Here is a 22,289-nt window from a genome sequence, read left to right on the forward strand (position 1 = left end):
ATGCGTGAGAGTGAGAAGAATCGGGAATCCGGCTTCGCGGAGCGGCTGACGCTTCTGCCGCCGGCGGACCGCGCGGGGTTCCTCGCCGGCGTGGTCCACGACGCGACGCGGGCGGCGCTGCAGGCCGCGCTGCCTGAGGTTCCGGCCGTCCTCGACCCGGAGAAAGCGTTCTCCGACCACGGTTTCGACTCGCTCGCGGCGGTGGAGCTGCACGCGCAGCTGTCCGACGCGACCGGGCTGGACCTGCCGGTGACGCTGGCCTTCGACTATCCGACCCCGGCCGCGGTCGCGCGTTTCCTGCACGCCGAGGTGTTCGGCGCGGAGGAATCGGCCGCGACACTGGCCGCCGGCGGCGCGAACGACGAGCCGGTCGCGATCGTCGGCATCGGCTGCCGCTACCCGGGCGGCGCGGTGTCGCCGGAAGCGTTGTGGCGGCTGGTCGCCGACGAGGTGCACACCATCTCCGGCTTCCCGGAGGACCGCGGCTGGGACCTCGACAGCCTGTACGACCCCGACCCGGACAAGCCGGGCAGCAGCTACGTCACCTCGGGCGGATTCCTGCCCGGCGCCGGGGAATTCGACGCCGGGTTCTTCGGCATCGCGCCGCGCGAAGCGTCCGCGATGGACCCGCAGCAGCGGCTCGTGCTCGAGACCGCGTGGGAAGCGTTGGAGCGGGCCAAGATCGACCCGTCCACGCTGCGCGGCACTCCGGGCGGCGTGTTCATCGGCGCAGAGGCACAGGAGTACGGCCCGCGGCTGCACGAAGCTCCCGATGGTCTCGACGGCTACCTTCTCACCGGCAACGCGCCCAGCGTCGTGTCCGGTCGCGTCGCTTACGCGCTCGGTCTCGAAGGGCCGACGCTGACCGTTGACACTGCTTGCTCTGGCTCGCTCGTCGCGCTGCACTTGGCGGTGCAGGCGTTGCGGCGTGGGGAAACTCAGCTCGCGCTGGCCGGTGGTGTCGCGGTGATGGGCGCGCCGGGCACGTTCACCGCGTTCAGCCGCCAGCGTGGTCTCGCGGAAGACGGTCGTTGCAAGGCTTTCGCGGCGGCTGCGGATGGCACTGGGTTTGCCGAGGGCGTCGGCGTGCTGGTGCTGGAACGGCTTTCCGACGCAGTCGCGAATGGACACACGGTGCTCGCCGTGGTCCGTGGCTCGGCGATCAACTCCGACGGTGCCTCGAACGGCCTTACTGCGCCGAATGGTCCTTCGCAGCAGCGCGTGATCAAGCGCGCGCTGGCGGACGCTGGCCTGGAAGCGTCCGATGTGGACGCTGTTGAGGCCCATGGCACCGGTACCCGGCTCGGCGACCCGATCGAGGCGCAGGCGCTGCTGTCCACCTACGGTCAGGACCGCGAGACGCCGCTGCTGCTCGGGTCGATCAAGTCGAACATCGGTCACACGCAGGCCGCGGCGGGTGTCGCGGGCATCATCAAGATGGTCGAAGCGATCCGGCACGGCGTGCTGCCGAAGACACTGCACGTGGACGAGCCGACGCCGCACGTCGACTGGACTGCGGGGGCTGTCGAGCTGCTGACCGAGCAGCGGGAATGGCCGGAGGGCGAACGTCCGCGCCGCGCTGGTATTTCGTCGTTCGGCGTGAGCGGGACCAACGCACACGTCATCATCGAGCAGGCTCCGGCCGTTGAAGCAGCGGAAACCACCAGTGACGAGCTGCCGGTCGTGCCGCTCGTTGTCTCGGCGCGCAGCGAAGAAGCGCTCCAGGCGCAGGCCGCCGCGCTCGTGTCCACTGTGGAATTCCAGCCGCTGACTGACCTCGGCTTCTCGCTCGCCACCACTCGCGCCGCGCACGACCAGCGCGCTGTGGTCGTCGCGGAGAACGTCGCCGACGCCGTGCGCGGGCTGCAGGCGCTGGCGGCAGGGGAGCAGGACCCGAACGTCGTCCTTGGCGAGCGCACGCCGGGCAAGCTCGCGATGCTGTTCACCGGCCAGGGTTCGCAGCGCCTCGCTATGGGGCGTGAGCTGTATCTGGCGTACCCGAAGTTCGCCGAGGTCTTCGACGAGGCCGTCGACCACCTCGACGTCCAGATGGAGACCCCGCTGCGCGACGTTCTCTTCGGCGACAACGCCGAGGAGCTGAACGAGACGCAGTACACCCAGTGCGCGCTGTTCGCGGTCGAGGTCGCGCTGGCGCGGCTGCTCGAATCGTGGGGCGTGCGGCCGGACCTCCTGCTCGGCCACTCGATCGGCGAGCTCGCTGCCGCGCACATCGCGGGCGTGTGGTCGCTCGCCGACGCGTGCCTGGTCGTCGCCGCTCGCGGACGGCTGATGCAGGCGTTGCCCAGGAACAACACAGCGTCGCGGAGCGACTCGGTTGAGGGTGGCGGTGGGGGCAAGGGCGGAGGCGCGATGGTCGCCATCGCGGCGACCGAAGACGAGGTCCAGCCGCTGCTGGGCGACCAGGTCAGCCTGGCCGCGGTGAACGGTCCGACGTCGGTCGTCGTCTCCGGCGAGCGCGAAGCGGTGGAAGCCGTCGTGTCGGTGTTCCGTATGCAGGGCCGCAAGATCAGTGAGCTGCGCGTGTCGCACGCGTTCCACTCGCCGCTGATGGAGCCGATGCTGGCCGAGTTCCGCGAGATCCTCGAGGTGGTCGACTACGCGGCCCCGGCGATCCCGGTCGTCTCGAATGTGACCGGCAGGATCGCGACCGCCGAAGAACTCTGCTCGCCGGGGTACTGGCTGTGGCACGTCCGCCGCGCGGTGCGGTTCGCCGACGGCGTCAAGGCGCTGGTCGACGCCGGCGTCACGACGGCGATCGAGGTCGGCCCGGACGCCGTGCTGTCCGCGATGGCCGCCGGCACCAGCGACGCCATAGCGTTCACCCCCGCGCAGCGCCGCGACCGGCCCGAGGTCACCACCCTCGCGTCCGCGCTCGGCCGCCTGCACACCCGTGGCGTGGCGATCGACTGGACGGCGTTCTTCGGTCCGGCACAGGTTGTCGACTTGCCGACGTATGCCTTCCAGCACAAGCACTACTGGCTCACCGCGCCGACCGGCCACGGCGATGCGGCGGACTTCGGCCAGCTCGCTTCCGGGCACCCGCTGCTCGCCGCCGAGATCGGCCTGGCGGGCGACGACGGCCTAGTCCTCACCGGTCGCGTCGCGCTTCGGACGCACCCGTGGCTGGCCGACCACGCGATCGCGGGCACCCCGGTGCTGCCGGGCACCGCGTTCGTCGAGATGGCTCTGCACGCCGCCGCCCAGGTCGGCTACGGCGTGGTCGACGAGCTGACGCTGCAGGCCCCGCTCGCGCTGCCGGAGACGGGTGGCGTCGCGCTGCAGACGCTGGTGGGCCCGGACGTCGACGGCCGCCGCACCATCGAGTTCCACTCCCGCCCCGACAACGACGCCGACGCGGCCTGGACCCGGCACGCCATCGGCGTCCTCGCCGCCGGTCCAGTGGTCGAGCCCGCCCCGCGCGGCGAATGGCCGCCCGCCGGTGCCGAAGTGGTCGCGACGAGCGAGCTGTACACCGAACTCGCCGAGCAGGGGTACGGCTACGGCCCGCTGTTCCAGGGCCTGCGCACCGCGTGGAAGCGCGACGACGTTGTGTTCGCCGAGGTCGCGCTGCCTGCGACCGGTCGCGACGCGGTGTTCGGCGTCCACCCGGCGCTGCTCGACGCGGTCCTGCACGCCACCGACTTCGCTCCGGGCGAGGCGCGCGAGCCGGACGAGATCCGGTTGCCGTTCGCGTGGACTGGCGTGCGGTTGCACGCTTCCGGTGCGACCGAGGTCCGGGTGCGGATTACGTCGCCGGCCACCGGTGGTGTCTCGATCGACGTGACGGACGTGGCCGGTACGCCGGTGCTGTCCGTCGAGTCGTTCCGCTCGCGGCCGGTCCGCGAGGCTGACCTCGGCACCCAGGCGCGCGACCTGCTGTACACCGTCGAACGGACGCCGGTCACCGGTTCCGCCGAGCTGCCGACGCTCGCCTCGCTGGGCTCGGTCAGCGGCTTCGACGTTCCGGTGGTCGACTCGCTGGTGTCGCTGGTCGACGTGCCCGAGGTCGTGCTGCTGCCGGTTTCCGTGCCGGGCAAGAACATCGCCGCCGCTGCCAAGCAGACCGCGCACCGCGTGCGGACTGTGCTGCAGCAGTGGCTTGAAGGCGACCGCTACGCCTCGTCGCGGCTGGTCGTGCTGACGCGCGGCACGCTGGCCGACTCCGCCGTCCGTGGTCTCGTGCGTTCGGCCCAGGCCGAGCACCCGGGTCGCGTGGTGCTGGTCGAGGGCGCTGCCACCGCGGCGACCCTGGCGACCGCGCTCGGCTCGGGCGAGCCGGAGCTGCGCATCGACGGTGACACGGTCTCGGCCGGTCGGCTGGTCCGGCTGGCCGCCGAAAGCGGGGAGCCGACCTGGCGCGCCGACGGCACCGTGCTGATCACCGGCGGCACCGGCGGTCTCGGTGCCCAGGTCGCGAAGCACCTGGTCACGAAGCACGGCGTTCGCAGCTTGCTGCTGCTCAGCCGTCGCGGTACGAACGCGCCGGGCGCGGCCGAACTGGTCGACGAGCTGGCTGAGCTGGGCGCGACCGCCAAGGTGGTCGCCTCGGACGTCAGCAAGAAGCGTTCGCTGTCGGCGGCCATCAAGAAGGCCGAGTACGCGCTGTCCGCCGTCGTGCACACCGCTGGCGTGCTGGACAACGCGATGATCGGCTCGCTGACCGCCGAGCAACTCGACGCAGTCCTGGCTCCGAAGCTCGACGCGGCGTGGGCGCTGCACGAGCTGACTGCGGAGCTGGATCTGTCGGCGTTCGTCCTGTTCTCCTCCTCGGCCGGTCTCGCCGACGGTGCCGGGCAGGCGAACTACGCCGCGGGCAACACCTTCCTCGACGCACTCGCCGAGCACCGGCACGCCGCTGGCCTGCCCGCGACGTCGCTGGCCTGGGGTCTCTGGGCCCCGGACGCTGGTCAGGCGATCGGCATGGGCGCGACACTGTCCGAAGTGGACCGTAACCGCATCGCGCGGCTGGGTCTGGCTCCGCTGACCGTGTCGGAAAGCCTTGCTGCCCTTGATGCTGCGCTCGGCACCGGTGTTCCGACGGTCGTGCCGACCCGCGTCGACCGCGCTGCCCTGCGGTCGCGTGGCGAGGACGTTCCGGCCGTGCTGCGCGGGCTCGTTCCCGCCGGTCGCCGCCGGATCGCCGTCGCCAGCGGGGAAGTGACGCCGGAGCAGCAGTTCGCCGAGCGGTTCGCGCACCTCGCCGAGGCCGACCGAGACCGTGCGCTGCTCGACCTGGTGCGCACGCACGTCGCGGCTGTTCTCGGCCACGACAGCGCGGACGCGATCAGCCCGGCCCGCCCGTTCGGCGAGATCGGGTTCGACTCGCTGGCCGCGGTGGAACTGCGCAACATCCTCGACTCGGTCACCGGCATGCGGCTGCCCGCGACGCTGGTGTTCGACTACCCGACACCGCGCGCGCTCGCCGAGTACCTGGCGTCGCGCCTGGCCGGGCTGGCCCCGACTCGCACGATCACTCCGGTGACCACTGTGGACCCGGAGGAGCCGATCGCCATCGTCGGCATCGCTTGCCGCTACCCAGGTGGCGTCGCGACGCCGGAAGACCTGTGGCGGCTCGTGTCCGAGGGCGAGGAAGCGCTGTCCGCCTTCCCGGTCGACCGCGGCTGGAACGTCGACTCGCTGTATGACCCGGAGCCCGGAAAGCCCGGCCACTCCTACGTCAAGCACGGTGCCTTCCTGCACGACGCGGCCGAATTCGACGCGGACTTCTTCGAGATCAGCCCGCGCGAGGCGGCGGCGATGGACCCGCAGCAGCGGCTGCTGCTGGAGGTCTCGTGGGAGGCGTTCGAGCGCGCCGGAATCGACCCGGTCGCCTTGCGCGGCAGCGCGACCGGGGTGTTCGCCGGCGTGATGTACCACGACTGGGGCACCCGCCTCGGCACGGTCTCCGACGACATCGCGGGCTACCTCGGCAACGGCAGCCTCGCCAGCGTCGTGTCCGGTCGCGTGTCGTACGCGCTGGGTCTCGAAGGCCCGACGGTCACCGTGGACACTGCCTGCTCGTCGTCGCTGGTCGCACTGCACTGGGCGGTGCAGGCGCTGCGTCGCGGCGAGTGCACGCTGGCGCTGGCCGGCGGTGTCACCGTGATGTCCACTCCGGACACTTTCATCGACTTCAGCCGTCAGCGCGGGCTTTCCGCCGACGGCCGGTGCAAGGCGTTCGCCGAAGCGGCCGACGGTACGGGCTGGGGCGAGGGCGCGGGCATGCTGCTCGTCGAGCGGCTGTCCGACGCACGCCGCAACGGGCACCCGGTGCTCGCCGTCCTCCGTGGCTCCGCGGTGAACCACGACGGCGCGTCGAACGGCCTTACCGCGCCGAATGGTCCTTCGCAGCAACGGGTGATCGCCAAGGCGTTGGCCGACGCTGGTCTGCATCCGTCCGAAGTGGACGCTGTCGAGGGTCACGGCACTGGTACCACGCTGGGCGACCCGATCGAGGCGCAGGCGCTGCTGGCCACCTATGGCCAGGATCGTTCCGAGGACCAGCCGTTGTGGCTTGGGTCGATCAAGTCGAACATCGGTCACACTCAGGCCGCGGCGGGTGTCGCCGGCATCATCAAGATGGTCATGGCGATGCAGCACGGCCAGTTGCCGCAGACGCTGCACGTCGACCGTCCGTCCACTGTGGTCGATTGGGAGACCGGTGCGGTCCGGCTGCTGACCGAAGCCCGGGACTGGCAGGTCGATCGGCCGCGCCGCGCCGCGGTGTCGTCGTTCGGCATCAGCGGCACGAACGCGCACGTCATCCTGGAACAGGCTCCGGCGATCCCGGTCGAGCGGCCTTCGGAGACGCAGACGATCGTTCCGGTCGCGTTGTCCGGCCGGTCCGCCGCTGCGGTGCGCGGACAGGCGGCGCGGCTGCGTTCTTGGCTCGCTGAGGGCGTTTCCGTCGCGGAGATCGCGCGTTCGCTGGCTGCGACGCGGGCCTCGCTGGAACATCGCGCGGTGGTGGTCGCCGAGACTGCGGCAGAACTTGCCGACGGACTCGACGCGCTGGCGGGCGGCGACGCACCGACGGGCCAGGTCGTAGACGGGAAGCTCGCCTTCCTGTTCTCCGGCCAGGGCGCGCAGCGGGTCGGCATGGGACGCGAGCTGTACGACGCGTACCCGGCCTTCGCGACGGCGTTCGACGCGGTGTGCGCGGCGATCGACCCGCTGGTCGACGTGCCGCTTCGGGACGTCGTGTTCGGCACCACCGAACTCGCCGACCGCGGCCTGCTGGACCAGACGCAGTACACCCAGACCGGGCTGTTCGCGATCGAGGTCGCGCTGTTCCGGCTCGCCGAGTCGTGGGGCTTCCGCCCCGACGCGCTCGCTGGGCACTCGATCGGCGAACTGGCCGCGGCCCATGTCGCGGGCGTGCTTTCCCTTGAAGACGCAGCGAAACTGGTCGCCGCTCGCGGTCGCTTGATGGGCGCGCTGAACGACCGGCGCGGCGCGATGGTCTCGTTCTCCGCGACCGAAGAGACGGTCCGCGAACTGCTGCAGGACCACGAGGACGCAGTCAGCATCGCAGCGGTGAACGGCCCGGCCGCCGTGGTCATCTCGGGTGACGCGGACGTGGTCGCCGAGATCGAGCGCGCTGCTGACGGTGTCCAAACGCGACGGTTGCGCGTGAGCCACGCGTTCCACTCGCCGCTGATGTCGCCGATGCTGGACGAGTTCCGCGAGATCGCCGCTGGCTTGAAGTACGACGCACCGAAGATCCCGATTGTCTCGACGGTCTCCGGGAAACTCGCCACCGACGACGAGCTGCGTTCGCCGGAGTACTGGGTCACCCATGTCCGCGAGACGGTCCGGTTCGGTGCTGCGGTTACGACTCTGGCGGAGAGCGGCGTCCAGACGTTCCTGGAGATCGGCCCGGACAGCGTGCTGTCCGCGCTCGGCCCGCAGAGCGTCGACGCGGAGTTCGTCCCGTTTGGCCGGCGCGACCAGGACGAGGTGCGCACCGCGCTCACCGCGGCCGGTCGTCTCCACATCCGCGGCGCGGCGAAGCTCGGCCCGCTGCTCGGCGACGGCCCGGTCCGGCTCGACCTGCCGACGTATGCCTTCCAGCACAAGCGTTACTGGCTCGACGCGACTCCATCCAGCGATGTCACCTCGGTCGGCCAGCAGCCGCTGGCACACCCGATGCTGGGCGCGGTCGTGGCACTGTCCGGTTCGGACACCACTGTCCTCACTGGACGGTTGTCCGCTTCCTCGGTGCCGTGGGTCGCCGACCACGTGGTGAAGGGCGCGATCCTGGTGCCCGGCACCGGGTTCGTCGAACTGGCCGTCGCCGCCGGCGACCAGGTCGGCCATCCGGTGGTCGAGGAGCTGACGCTGCAAGCGCCGCTCATCCTGTCGCCGGACGGCGCGGTCGCGCTGCAGGTCGTGGTCGGGCCCGCGAACGGCGACCGTCGCCCGGTCACGGTGTTCTCCCGCCCGGTCGAATCGGACGGCGACTGGACTCAGCACGCGCTGGGCACCCTGTCTGCCGCCGCGCGGCCGGAACCCGCTGGCCTCACCGAATGGCCGCCGGCGGGCGCGACTCCGATCCCGGTCGAGGGCGCGTACGAACTGCTCAACGAACGCGGTTATGGCTACGGCCCGGCTTTCCAGGGCCTCCAGGCCGCGTGGCGACGGGGCAACGAGGTGTTCGCCGAGGTCTCGCTGCCGGAACCGGCCGCGTCCACGGCGGGCTCCTACGGCCTGCACCCGGCGCTGCTCGACACCGCAATGCACGCCGACCTCCTCGGCGACCCGAGCGGTTCGACGCTGCTTCCGTTCGTGTGGAACGGCGTCAGCCTGCACGCGGTCGGCGCTTCGGTGCTGCGGGTGCGGATCGTGCGGATCGACGGCGACGAGCTGTCGTCCATCGAGGTCGCGGACGGCGAAGGCAACCCGGTCGCGTCGGTCGAGTCGCTGGTCTCGCGGCCGGTGCGGACCGAACTGGCCGCGCAGGCGGAGACCACGGACGGTTCGCTGCTTAAGATCGGCTGGCAGTCCGTGCCGGTCCCGGCCGCGGAGCCGGGCGATGTCGTCGCGATCGGCCAGGGCCGAGTCGGCGTCTCCGCCACCTACAGCGGGTTCGCTGACCTGCTCGGTGCCGTCGATCGCGGGGAGCCGGTGCCCGGTCTCGTGACGCTCTCGGTGCCCGCTGCGGATGGTGCGGTGCCGGAAGCGGCACGGGCCAACGTCACCTGGCTGCTCGCCGAGATCCAGGCGTGGCTGGCCGAATCGCGGCTGACGGACACGAAACTCGCCATCGTCACGCAGTCGGCGGTCCCGGCTGGCGAGTCCACTGTGGACGTCGCGCAGGGTCTGCTGTGGGGCCTCGCCCGGGCGGCGCAAGCCGAACACCCCGGACGCGTGTTCCTGATCGACGCCGACACGGACACCAAGGTCGAGACGATCGCCGCGGTGGTCGCCTCAGGTGAGCCGGAAGCGGCGATCCGCGCTGGTTCGGTGCTCGCCCCGCGCTACACCCGCACCGAATCGACCGGCACGACCTCGTGGGACGGCACCGTCCTGATCACCGGCGGCACCGGCGGTCTCGGCAGCCTGCTGGCGCGTTACCTGGTGGCCGAGCACGGCGTGGAGAGCCTCGTGCTCACCAGCCGCCGCGGCCTCGACGCTCCGGGTGCCGCGCAGCTGGTCGAAGAGCTGACTGACCTGGGCGCGACGGTCCAGGTGGCGGCCTGCGACGTCGCTGACCGGGAAGCGGTCGAGCAACTGGTTAACGGCCTGCCGGACCTTGGCGCGGTGGTACACGCCGCCGGTACCGCCGACAGCGGTGTCTTCGATTCCCTCACCGCAGAACAGCTTGACGCAGTCCTGCGCCCGAAGGTCGACGCGGCCTGGCACCTGCACGAGCTGACCGCCGACCGGCAGCTGTCCGCGTTCGTCATGTTCTCCTCGGCAGGCGGCCAGGTGCTCCCCGCCGGGCAGGCGAACTACGCCGCGGCCAACGCGTTCCTCGACGGGCTCGCCGAACACCGGCGCGCTGCCGGGCTTCCGGCAACCGCGCTGGCCTGGGGGCTGTGGGCGGAGAACACCGGACTCGGCGGCGACCTCGCCGAAGCCGACCTCGCCCGGATGGCCCGCCTGGGCCTGCCCGCGGTGACCGCCGAGCAGGGCCTGGCCCTGTTCGACGCCGCCGTGGCCACGGAAGACGCGGTCATCGCGCCGCTTCGCGTGGACGTCCCGGCTCTGCGGGCGCGCACCGACGAACTGCCCGCACTGCTGCGTGGTTTCGTGCCGCCGAAGGCGCGTCGCGTGGCGAAGGCGGCCAAGGCGGCGGACAACGCGCTTGCCGACGAACTGGCCGCATTGGTGGAAAGCGAACGGGACCGAGTGCTGCTCGACCTCGTCCGCACACAGGTGGCCACCGTGCTCGGCTACGCGGACAAGTCCGAAGTGGACGGAAAGCGGGCGTTCAAGGAGCTGGGCTTCGACTCGCTCGCCGCGGTCGAACTCCGCAACCTCCTCGGCACCGCGACCGGCTTGACACTGCCCGCGACGCTGATCTTCGACCACCCGACCGCCAAGGCCGTCGCGGACTTCGTGAAGGGCAAGCTGCTCGGCGCGGTCGCGAAGGTGCCGGCGACGACGGCCCGGACGAACGCGTCGATGCAGGAACCGATCGCGATCGTCGGCATGGCCTGCCGCTACCCCGGCGGCGTCCGGTCGCCGGAGGACCTGTGGCAGCTGCTGGTCGACGAGGTCGACGCGGTCTCCGGCTTCCCGACCAACCGCGGCTGGGACACCGAGGGCATCTACGACCCGGAACGCGGCAAGCGCGGCAAGACCTACGCCAACCAGGGCGGCTTCCTGCACGACGCGGCGGAGTTCGACCCGGCGTTCTTCGGCATCGGCCCGCGCGAGGCGATGGCGATGGACCCGCAGCAGCGGCTCCTGCTGGAGACCGCGTGGGAGGCCATCGAGCGCGCCGGGATCGACCCGACCGTGCTGCGCGGCAGCCTGACCGGCGTCTTCACCGGCGCGATGTACGACGACTACGGCAGCCGCGCCCCGGGCGCTCCGGCCGACGTCGCCGCCTACATCCCGAACGGCAGCTCCGGCGCGGTCGTCTCCGGCCGCATCTCCTACCTGCTCGGCCTTGAGGGCCCGAGCATGACGGTGGACACCGCGTGCTCGTCCTCGCTGGTCACGCTGCACCTCGCGGTGCAGGCACTGCGGGCGGGGGAGTGCGGGCTGGCGCTGGCCGGCGGGGTCACGGTGCTGTCGCAGTCGGACCTGTTCGTCGACTCCAGCCGCCAGGGCGTGCTTTCGCCCAACGGCCGGTCGAAGTCGTTCTCCGCGGCTTCCGACGGCGTCGGCTGGGCCGAGGGCGCTGGTCTGCTCCTGCTGGAGCGGCTGTCCGACGCGCAGCGCAACGGCCACGAGGTGCTCGCGGTGGTCCGGTCGAGCGCGGTCAACCAGGACGGCGCGTCCAACGGTCTGACCGCCCCGAACGGCCCGTCGCAGGAACGCGTGATCCACGCGGCTCTCGCGGCTGGCGGGCTGCAACCGTCCGATGTGGACGCTGTCGAGGCACACGGTTCGGGCACGAAGCTCGGTGACCCGATCGAGGCGCAGGCGCTGCTGGCCACCTACGGCCAGGACCGCGAGCGGCCGTTGTACCTGGGTTCGGTGAAGTCGAACATCGGCCACGCGCAGGCGTCCGGTGGTGCGGCCGGCGTGATGAAGGTCGTGCAGGCGTTGCGGCACAACATGTTGCCGAAGACGATGCACGTCGACGCGCCATCGCCGGTCGTAGACTGGACCACGGGCAACATCGAGCTGCTCACCGAACCGCGGCCGTGGCTGCGCAACGGTCACCCACGTCGCGCTGGCGTTTCGTCGTTCGGCATCAGCGGCACCAACGCGCACATCATCATCGAGGAGGCACCGCCCGCGCCGGCCAGCGAAACCCGGCGCACCGCACCGGAACTCGCGGCAATCCCGTTGCCGCTGGCTGGTTCGGTCGAGCAGGCGCTCGCCGACCAGGCCGCCCGGCTGGCCGCCCACCTGCGGGCCAACCCGGACGTCAGCCTGACCGACGTCGGCTACACCTTGGCCACTGCACGGGCCGCGCTCGACCACCGCGCGGTGGTCCTGGCGGCCGACCGCGAAGCGGCGCTGAAGGCGCTCGACGGACTGGCCGACGGCCGGACCCCGGCGGGCACTGTCGCGGGCACGGTCAGCGCGGCTGACCTGACGGCGTTCCTGTTCACCGGACAGGGTGCGCAGCAGCCGGGCATGGGACGCGGGCTGTACGAGGCGTTCCCGGCCTTCGCCGGGGCGTTCGACGAGATCTGCGGACTCTTCGACGCCGAGCTGGAAACCCCGCTCAAGCAGGTGATCTGGGAAGACTCGCCGCTGCTCAACCAGACCGCGTACACGCAATGCGCGCTGTTCGCGATCGAGGTCGCGCTGTACCGGCTGGTCGAATCCTGGGGCGTCACGCCGGATTACGTCGCCGGGCACTCGATCGGTGAGCTCGCGGCGGCGCACGTCTCCGGAGTGTTCTCGCTGGCCGACGCCTGCTCTCTGGTCGCTGCTCGCGGCCGGCTGATGCAGGCGCTGCCGACCGGAGGCACGATGGCGGCGATCGCGGCCACCGAGGACGAGGTGCGCGCTTCGCTGCCGGACGGGGTGGACGTCGCGGCGGTGAACGGACCGCGGTCGGTGGTCATCTCCGGTCCGGAAGAGGCGGTGCAGGCTGCGATGGCGGCCTTCAAGGAAGCCGGTCGCCGGACGAAGCAGCTGGTCGTGTCGCACGCGTTCCACTCGTCGCTGATGGAGCCGATGCTGGCCGAGTTCGCGGTGGTGGCGGAGAAGCTGACCTACTCCGCGCCGTCGATCCCGGTGGTGTCGAACGTGACCGGCAAGATCGCGACCGCCGCCGAGCTGCGCTCGCCGCAGTACTGGGTGGGCCACGTGCGGGAGGCCGTCCGGTTCGCCGACGGAGTCAGCACTTTGCTCGCCGCGGGCGTGACCCGGTTCGTCGAGCTGGGCCCGGACGCGGTGCTCACCGGGATGGCGCGGGAATGCGACACCGCGGTCGCGGACCGGCCGGACCGGGTCGTCCAGGTGCCCGCGATGCGGCGCGGCCGGGCCGAGGTGCCGACCGTGTTCACCGCGCTGGCGACGCTGTTCTCCCGGGGCGCGAAGATCGACTGGAAGGCGCTGTTCGCCGGCCAGGGTGCGTCCACTGTGGACTTGCCGACGTACGCGTTCCAGAACAAGTCCTACTGGCTTGACGCGACTAAGCCGACCGGCGATGTCAGCACTTTGGGCGCACAGTCCGCCGGACACCCGCTGCTGGGTGCGCTGGTGGAACTGCCCGACGGCGGCGCGGTGCTGACCGGACGGCTGTCGGTCGCGACGCAGCCGTGGCTGGCCGACCACGTGGTGATGGGGCGGACGATGCTGCCCGGCACCGCGTACGTCGAGCTGGCGATTCACGCCGGTGACCAGGTCGGCTGCAACCTGCTGGAGGAGCTGACCCAACAGGCACCGTTGCTGCTGCCGGAGGACGGGGTCGACCTGCGCGTGGTCATCAGCGCACCGGACGGCAGCGGCCGCCGGGAGCTGTCGGTGCACTCGCGGACCGAGGCTGGCTGGGTCCAGCACGCCGCGGGCACGCTGGCCAACGGTTCGGCGGCAGAATTCTCGCTGAGTGAGTGGCCGCCAGCCGGTGCGGAACAGGTTGACCTGACTGGGTTGTACGACGACCTGGCCGGGCTCGGCTTCGGCTACGGGCCGACGTTCCGCAACCTGCGGGCGATCTGGCTGCGCGAAGGCGAGGTGTACGCCGAGGTCGCGCTGCCGGAAGGCACCGCGGCGAACGAGTTCGGCCTGCACCCGGGTCTGCTCGACTCGGCGCTCGGCGCGACGGACTTCCTGATCCCGGGCGGTCCGAAGGAGTTGACCGAGACGACTATCCCGTTCGCTTGGAACTCGGTGTCGCTGCAGGCCAGCGGCGCGACCGCGCTGCGGGTGCGGGTCCGGAAGACCGACAGCGGTTCGTCGCTCGACCTGGCGGACGCCGCTGGTGCTCCGGTGGCGCAGATCGCCTCGCTGGTCACGCGGCCGGTGTCGGAAGGCCAGCTCGGCGCGAAGGTGCCGGACTCGCTGTACCGGATCGAATGGCAGCCCGCTTCGGGGGTTCGGCTGGTGCCTTCGCTGGACGGCTGGGCCGTGCTCGGTACCGATGACCTCGGTCTCGGGGTGCCGACGAAGGCCGAGCCGGTCGACGCGGATGTCCTGGTGCTGCCGGTCGGTTCCGGTGCCGGCTCGGTGCCTTCTCAGGTGCACCAGGTCGTGCAGGAAACGTTGCGGCACTTGCAGAACTGGCTGTCCACTGGGGACGGCAAGCTGGTCGTGGTCACTCGCGACGAGCTGGCGCAGGCCCCGGTCTGGGGTCTGGTGCGGGCCGCGCAGGCGGAGAATCCCGGCCGGATCCAGGTCGTGGACCTCGACGCTTCGGCCGAGTCGGCCCGGGCGCTGCCCGCGGTCGTCGCGTCCGGCGAACCGGAAGCCCGGGTGCGGAACGGCGAGGTGCGCGTGCCGCGGCTGACCCGGGTCACCGAGGTCGGCGAGCCGGTGGAGTGGGATCCGGACGGCACGGTGCTGATCACCGGCGGCGCGGGCCTGCTCGGCGGGCTGCTGGCGCGGCACCTGGTCGCTCGCGGTGCCCGCGACCTGGTCCTGACCAGCCGTCGCGGTCTCGACGCGGCGGGGGCGCGGGAACTGGTCGACGAACTGGCCGGCTCGGGTGCGAAGGTGACTGTCGCGGCGTGCGACGTCACCGATCGGGACGCGCTGGCGAAGCTGCTCGACACGCTGCCGCGGCTGACCGCTGTGGTGCACGCGGCTGGGCAGATGGACAGTGCGGTGCTGAGCGCTCTGACGCCGGAGCAGGTCGAGAATGTGTTGCGGCCCAAGGTGGACGCGGCCTGGAACCTGCACGAGCTGACGGCTTCTCGGGACCTGGCGGCGTTCGTCCTCTACTCGTCGGCGGGCGGCTTGCTGCTCGCGGCGGGGCAGGCGAACTACGCGGCTGGCAACGTGTTCCTGGACGCGCTGGCCGAGCACCGCTCTTCGCTTGGCCTCCCGGCGACGTCGCTCGCGTGGGGTCCGTGGGAAGGCACCGACGGCGAGGTGGACCTGGCGCACATCGCCCGGTCCGGCGTCGCAGAGCTGACTGCGGCTGAGGGGTTGGAGTTGTTCGACGCGGCTCTGGCGGCTTCGGCGGCGGCGTTGGTGCCGGTGAAGCTGGACCTCAAGGACGCCGACCGTGCGTCGGCGCTGCTGAAGGGTCTCGTCACTGCCGGACCGCGGCGGGCAGCTGTTGCCTCGTCGGCGGCAGCGACACCGGAAGCCGGGTTCGCCGACAAGCTCGCCACGCTCCCGGCGGACGAGCGCGACTCGGCGGCGCTGAACCTAGTGCGCGAGCACACGGCGGCAGTCCTCGGGTACGACGACGCTTCGGCGGTCGGAGTCGAGAAGGGCTTCACCGACCTGGGCATCGACTCGCTCGCCGCGCTGGAACTGCGCAACCGGCTCGGCGCCGCGACCGGGCTGCGGCTGCCCGCGACGCTGATCTTCGACTACCCGAGCCCGCTGCCGCTGGCCCGGCACCTGCTGGCGGAACTGGCGCCTGCTTCGGCAGTTCCTGTTGAAGAAGAACTGAACGGCACCGACGACGCGGCGGCGGCAGTCGCCTCGATGGACCTGGCCGACCTGGTCCGCTCCGCGATGGGCGGCACCGACGAACGGGGTGAATCCCAGTGACCGACAAGTCCGCTCCTTCGACCGAGCAGATCGTCGCCGCGCTGCGGCAGTCCATGACGGACAACAAACGGCTCCGTGCGGACAACCAGCGGCTGGCCGCGCGGCAGTCCGAGCCGATCGCGATCATCGGCATGGGCTGCCGGTATCCCGGCGGGGTCACCACGCCCGCGCGGCTGTGGGACCTGGTGGCCGGCGGCGTCGACGCGATCGGCGAGTTCCCGGCCGACCGCGGCTGGGACACCGCCGCCCTGCACGACCCGACCGGCGCCCGGCCCGGCACGACCTACTCGAACGAAGGCGGTTTCCTTTACGAAGCCGCCGATTTCGAGCCGGAGTTCTTCGGCATCAGCCCGCGCGAGGCGGTGACGCTGGACCCGCAGCAGCGGTTGCTGCTCGAGACTGCGTGGGAAGCCGTCGAGCGGGCCGGGATCGTGCCGTCGACCCTTCGGGGTAGCGCGACTGGAGTGTTCACCGGCGTCATGTACCACGACTACGGCGCGGGCAGCAGCGACGGCAGCCTGATCTCCGGGCGCGTCTCGTACACACTCGGCCTTGAGGGCCCGTCCGTGTCGGTTGATACTGCCTGCTCGTCGTCGCTGGTCGCGATGCACCTTGCCGCACAAGCACTTCGGCGCGGGGAATGCTCGCTGGCTTTGGCGGGCGGGGTGACGGTGATGGTCACGCCGGACATGTTCGTGTACTTCAGCGAACAGCACGGCCTGTCCTCGGACGGCCGCTGCAAGGCCTTCGGCAGCGGTGCGGATGGCGTCGGGTGCTCTGAAGGCGCCGGAATGCTGTTGCTGGAACGGCTTTCCGACGCCCGGCGCAACGGCCACCACGTGCTCGCGGTGCTACGCGGCAGCGCGGTGAACTCGGACGGCGCTTCGAGCGGGATCACTGTGCCCAACGGCCCTGCTCAACAGCGGGTAATCCGTGCGGCCCTGGCTGATGCCTCCTTGGAACTGTCCGATGTGGACGCCGTGGAGGCGCACGGCACCGGCACCAAACTAGGCGACCCGATCGAGGCGCAAGCTCTGATCTCCACCTATGGCAAAGTCGCTACCCCTTCACGGCCGTTGTATGTCGGCTCTTTCAAGTCGAACGTCGGGCACACGCAAGCTGCCGCTGGGGTCGGCGGGGTCATCAAGATGGTCGAGGCGCTCCGGCGGGGTGTGCTGCCGCCGACGCTGCACGCGGACGAGCCTTCGCCGCACGTCGACTGGGCTGATGGCACTGTCGCACTGCTGAAGGAATCGACGCCTTGGCCGTCGACCGACCGTCCCCGGCGGGCTGCGGTTTCGTCGTTCGGCATCAGCGGGACGAACGCGCACGTGATCGTCGAACAAGGCGATCCGGCTCCGGCGCCGTCCGCTTCTGCTGGGCCAGTGACCTGGTTGCTCTCGGCTTCCTCGCCGGAGGCTCTGCGGGCTCAGGCTTCGCAACTGGCTGGGGCTGCTCCCTCGGGCTCCGCCGCCGACGTCGGACTTTCCCTTGCCACGACGCGAACCCTCAGCGAGCATCGGGCCGGGGTGGTGGCCGCCGATCGGGAAGCTGCCGCGCGCGCTCTCGCAGATTATGCAGCAGGCCGTGCATCTTCCTCGGTGGTCGAAGGCGTAGCTTCTGCTCCTCGCGTGGCTTTCCTCTTCACCGGCCAAGGTGCCCAACGTGCTGGCATGGGCCTGGACCTCGCCGCCGCGTACCCGGTCTTCGCCGCCGCCCTGGACGAGGTCGGCGCTTCTCTGGACCTCGACGTCCCTCTGCGCTCCCTGCTCGCCGATGCCGACCGTCTCGACCAGACCGGCTACACGCAACCTGCTCTGTTCGCGGTGGAAGTCGCCCTGTATCGCCTCCTGGAGTCGTGGGGCGTCCGTCCTTCTTACCTGCTGGGCCACTCCGTCGGAGAAATCGCCGCCGCGCACGTCGCCGGGGTGCTTTCCCTTGCGGACGCCGGAAAACTGGTAGTCGCCCGAGCTCGCCTGATGCAAGCGCTGCCCACCGGCGGGGCGATGGTCGCGGTGCAGGCTACCGAGGACGAGGTGCTTCCGCTACTAACCGATGGTGTAGGAATCGCCGCCGTGAACGGCCCTCGGTCGGTGGTAGTGTCGGGGGTAGAAGAAGAAGTACTTGCGGTTGCTGGGAAATTTGATCGAACTTCGCGGTTGCGAGTGTCGCACGCGTTCCATTCGCCGCTCATGGACCCGATGCTGGACGAGTTCGCCGCGGTGGCGCGCACGCTGACGTACTCTGCGCCTTCGGTTCCTGTTGTGTCCACAGTGGAACTATCGGCGGATGTGGCCACGCCGGATTACTGGGTGCGCCAGGTCCGCTCAGCAGTCCGCTTCGCGGACGGCATACGCGCGCTGGCTGGCGCCGGGGTGAACACCTTCGTCGAGGTCGGCCCGAGCGCGGTGCTGACCGCGATGGGGCAAAACTGCGCCGACGCCGCTGCGGCGGGTACGACCGGTGGCGGACGTGTGGCCGGCAGTGGTGCCAACGCCGGTGTTGCTGCCAGCGGCGGTAGCGGGCGTGCGGTCAACGGTGGTGCTACCGGCGACGGTGACGGTGACGGACGCGCGGTCGGCGGCGGTGCCAACGTCGGTGGTGCTGCCAGCGGCGCTGCTCGCGATGGTGCTGCCGGCGACGGTGGCGGACGCGCGGCTGGCAGCGGTGCCGACGTGGATGGTGCGGTCGGCGTTGCTGCTCGCGGTGGTGCTGCCGGTGCCGGTGACGGACGTGCGGTCGGCGGCGGTGCCGACGTGGATGGTGCGGTCGGCGTTGCTGCTCGCGGTGGTGCTACCGGCGACGGTGACGGACGCGCGGTCGGCGGCGGAGCCAACGTCGGTGTTGCTGCCAGCGGCGCTGCTGCCGGTAACGGACGCGCGGTCAGCGGCGGTGCCAATGTGGATGGTGCGGTCGGCGGCGTTGCTCGCGGCGGTGCTGCCGGTGCCGGTGGCGCGGTTGGCGGCGATGCCAACGCTGGCACCGCCAGTGCTGCTTCCGCGGCCGGTGGTGCGGCTGAAGTCGTTGCCGCCGGTAGCGATGCTGCCCTTCGCGGCGCAGCCGGTGTCGGCAATGCCGGTAGCAATGGTGCGCCAACCGGTACATCCAGGGCGAGCGCAGCAGGCGTCGGTTCCGCAGCCAGCGGCACCGCCACCCTCGACCCGGCCACCATCGGCGCCGCCCTTGCCAACGCCACCTTCATCCCCGTCCTGCGCAAGGACCGAGCCGAAGCGGAGTCGGCCGCCGCCGCGGTCGCGGCTCTGTTCACGCTCGGCGGGACAGCCGACTGGGACGCGTTCTACTCCGGCGCGCACCCGGTCGAACTCCCGACCTATGCCTTCCAGCGCAAGCGTTACTGGCTGGACAACCCAACCGGCGCGCGGGCTCGCGGCGTCGCGGAGGTCGGGCAGCGGGAAGCCGCGCACCCGCTGCTCGGCGCGGTCGTCGGCACGGCGGATTCCGGCGGCGTCGTCCTCACCGGACGGCTCTCGCTGGCCGCGCAGCCGTGGCTGGCGGACCACGTCGTCCAGGGCAACGCGCTGTTCCCCGGCACGGCGTTCGTCGAGCTGGCCGTGCGCGCGGGTGACGAGGTCGGCTGCGGAAGGGTCGACGAGCTCACCCTGGCCGCGCCGCTGATCCTGCCCGAGCAGGGCGCGGTGCGGCTGCAGGTGACCGTCGGCGCGGAGGAGGACGACGGCACCCGCGCGCTCGGGATCTTCTCCCAGGCCGAGGACGCCGACGAGTGGGTCCAGCACGGCAGCGGCCGGCTCTCCCCAGCCAGTGAGCCGTCCGCGGTCGCCGCAGCATGGCCGCCGGCCGGAGCCGCGGAGATCGACGTGACCTCCCGCTACGACGACCTGGCCGCGCAAGGCTTCGACTACGGCCCGGTTTTCGCGGGCCTGCGTCGAGCCTGGCAGGCGGGCGACGTGCTGGCCGCCGAGGTCGCGCTGCCCGAGCACGCGGACGGCAGCGCGTTCGGCCTGCACCCCGCGCTGCTGGACGCTGCCCTGCACACGATCGGCCTCGCCGGGCCGACCGAGGACAAGCCGGTCCTGCCGTTCGCGTGGTCCGGCGTCTCGCTGTACGCGGGCGGCGCGGCGAACCTGCGCGTGCTGATCTCGTCGGACGTCGAGAACACCGTCTCGCTCACTGCAACGGACGCGTCCGGCGCACCCGTGCTGCGCGTGGACTCGCTGGCGTTGCGCCCCATCGCGGACGACGCGTTCGCCTCCGCCGCGCGTTCCGCGGTGGACGATTCGCTGTTCCGCGTCGACTGGATCCCGTGGCAGGGCGACGACGTCACCGCGGTGACCACCGCCGTCCTGGGCAACGATCCCTTCAGCCTCGGCGGAGAGTCCTATGTGGACCTCAAAGCGCTGCTGGAAGCCATCCACAACGGTGCGCTAGTGCCGGACGTCGTCTACGTTCCGTTCGCCGCGCCCGAAACGGCCACCCCGGAAGGGGCTCGCGCAGCCGTCCACCACCTCCTTTCGCTGGCCCAATCCTGGGTCGCGGAGGACGTTCTGGCTGCTTCGCGGTTGGTCGTCGTCGCCTCCGGCGCGATCGCCACTCGTCCGGACGAGGGTGCGCCCGACCTCACCCACGCCGCGCTCTGGGGCGTGATCCGCACCGCGCAACTCGAGTACCCAGACCGATTCATGGTCGTAGACCTCGACAACGGCCCGCTCCCGATCGGTTCGGTGCTCGGCGCGATGTACGCCGACGAACCCGGCGTCGCAGTCCGCGACGGCGCGGTTTTGGTGCACCGACTGGCAAAGTACGCGCCTTCCGGAGCCGTCGCCTTCGACCCGGACGGCACCGTTCTCGTCACCGGCGGCACCGGCGTGCTCGGCCAGTTGATCGCCCGCCACCTGGTCGCCGAACACGGCGTCCGCCGTCTGCTCATCACGAGCCGCCGTGGCCCCGCCGCACCAGGTGCCGACGAGTTCGTCGCCTCCCTGACCGAGTTGGGTGCGTCGGTCTCGCTGGTGGCCTGCGATCTGGCCTCGCGGGACGCCGTCGCAGGCCTCATCGCCGATGTTCCCTCCGACCACCCGCTGACCGCGGTGATCCACACCGCCGGTGTCGTCGACGACGGCGTGCTGCTGTCGCTGACGCCGGAACGGATGGACGCCGTGCTCCGCCCGAAGGTCGACGCCGCGTGGCATCTGCACGAACTGACCGCGTCCCTGGACCTGGCCGCCTTCGTGCTGTACTCCTCGGCCGGCGGAACCCTCGGTGCCGCAGGCCAAGCCAACTACTCCGCGGCGAACGTCTTCCTGGACGCCCTTGCCCACCACCGCGCGGCGCAAGGTTTGTCCGCCGTGTCGCTGGCGTGGGGCCTGTGGTCGGAAGGCGGCATGTCCAACGATCTGGCCGACACCGACCTGATCCGCATGGCCAGGTCCGGCGTCTTCGGCCTGTCCTTCGCCGACGGCCTGGAGTTGTTCGACGCGACAGTCGCCGCCGGCCAGCCGTCGCTGGTGCCGGTGCGGCTGGACATGTCCGGTCTTCGCGCGGACGCCCACAGCGTCCCCGCGATGCTGCGCGGCCTGGTCCGAGGACGCCGCCGCGTCGAGGTCGTCGACGATTCCTGGAACCAGGTTCTGCGCCTGTCCGGCGCCGAACGAGTGCGGGCCGCCGTCGACCTGGTCTGCGGCACCGCCGCCGTGGTCCTCGGCCACGAACGACGAGACGCGGTGGACCCGCGAAAGGGCTTCATCGAACTGGGCTTCGACTCCCTGACCGCCATCGAACTGCGCAACCGGCTCGACGTCCTCACCGGAATGCGCCTGCCCGCGACGCTGATCTTCGATTACCCGTCCGTGCAGGTCCTGGGAGAACACCTCGTCGCGGACGGTGCGCCGTCCGCAGTCGAAATCCAGCTGGACGCGCTGGAAGACGTCGTGCGAAGCCTGGAACCGGACGAGGTCTCCGGAGTCGTGACGCGGTTGAAGGCAGTGCTCGCGTCGCTGGTCCCGGACGAGGACGTGGAAGGAGCCAGCGCGGACGAGCTGTTCGCCCTGCTGGACGAGGAACTGGAAGCCAGGTAACCCGCCTGGGCCGCCCGCCGATCCGCGCGGGCGGCTCCAGGCGCTTGTTACCGGTGAAGACTTCGCCGGTAGCGGAATTCCTGGATACGCCCGTCGAACGTCCGAGTCTCGAGAGGTTCGAGGTCGAAGTCCTCGCCGCCGCGAAAGACCGGATCGGCCCCGGTTTTCCCCGTGATGACCGGAAACAACGTCACCTGGACGACGTCGACCAAACCGGCCGCCATGAGCGCGCGGTTCAGCGTGAGGCTGCCGTGCGACCGCAATGGCACCGCGGACTCCTCCTTGAGCCGAGCGACGACGTCGACCGGATTGAGAGGTCAAGGCGGTGATCGAGGAGTTCGGGACCTTGTTTGCCCCAGTAACCGCCCCAGTCGCCGGTGTGCGCGGCGAATCCGTCGAGGCTGGTGAAGACGT

General features: G+C 71.1%; 3 protein-coding genes. 2 read left to right on the forward strand and 1 reads right to left on the reverse strand.

What is annotated here, in order from left to right; genetic code table 11:
- Both ACFXI3_RS35235 and ACFXI3_RS35240 read left to right on the forward strand, forming a co-directional pair.
- Window positions 1–15,822: an SDR family NAD(P)-dependent oxidoreductase gene (locus tag ACFXI3_RS35235; protein WP_378405486.1), complete on the forward strand. Its 15,822-nt coding sequence runs from the start codon at window positions 1–3 to the stop codon at window positions 15,820–15,822.
- On the forward strand, window positions 15,819–21,875 hold the full coding sequence (locus ACFXI3_RS35240; protein WP_378405488.1) for a type I polyketide synthase: 6,057 nt from the start codon (window positions 15,819–15,821) through the stop codon (window positions 21,873–21,875). The genes ACFXI3_RS35235 and ACFXI3_RS35240 overlap by 4 nt, the downstream gene beginning before the upstream one ends.
- Before the next feature lie 47 nt (window positions 21,876–21,922).
- Here ACFXI3_RS35240 and ACFXI3_RS35245 read toward each other — a convergent pair whose 3' ends face one another.
- Complete coding sequence (locus ACFXI3_RS35245) at window positions 21,923–22,144, reverse strand: dihydrofolate reductase family protein (RefSeq protein ID WP_378405490.1); 222 nt, start codon at window positions 22,142–22,144, stop codon at window positions 21,923–21,925.
- Window positions 22,145–22,289: the final 145 nt, after the last annotated feature.

It is taken from the genome of Amycolatopsis sp. NPDC059235 (assembly GCF_042754125.1).
GTDB lineage: Bacteria > Actinomycetota > Actinomycetes > Mycobacteriales > Pseudonocardiaceae > Amycolatopsis > Amycolatopsis albidoflava.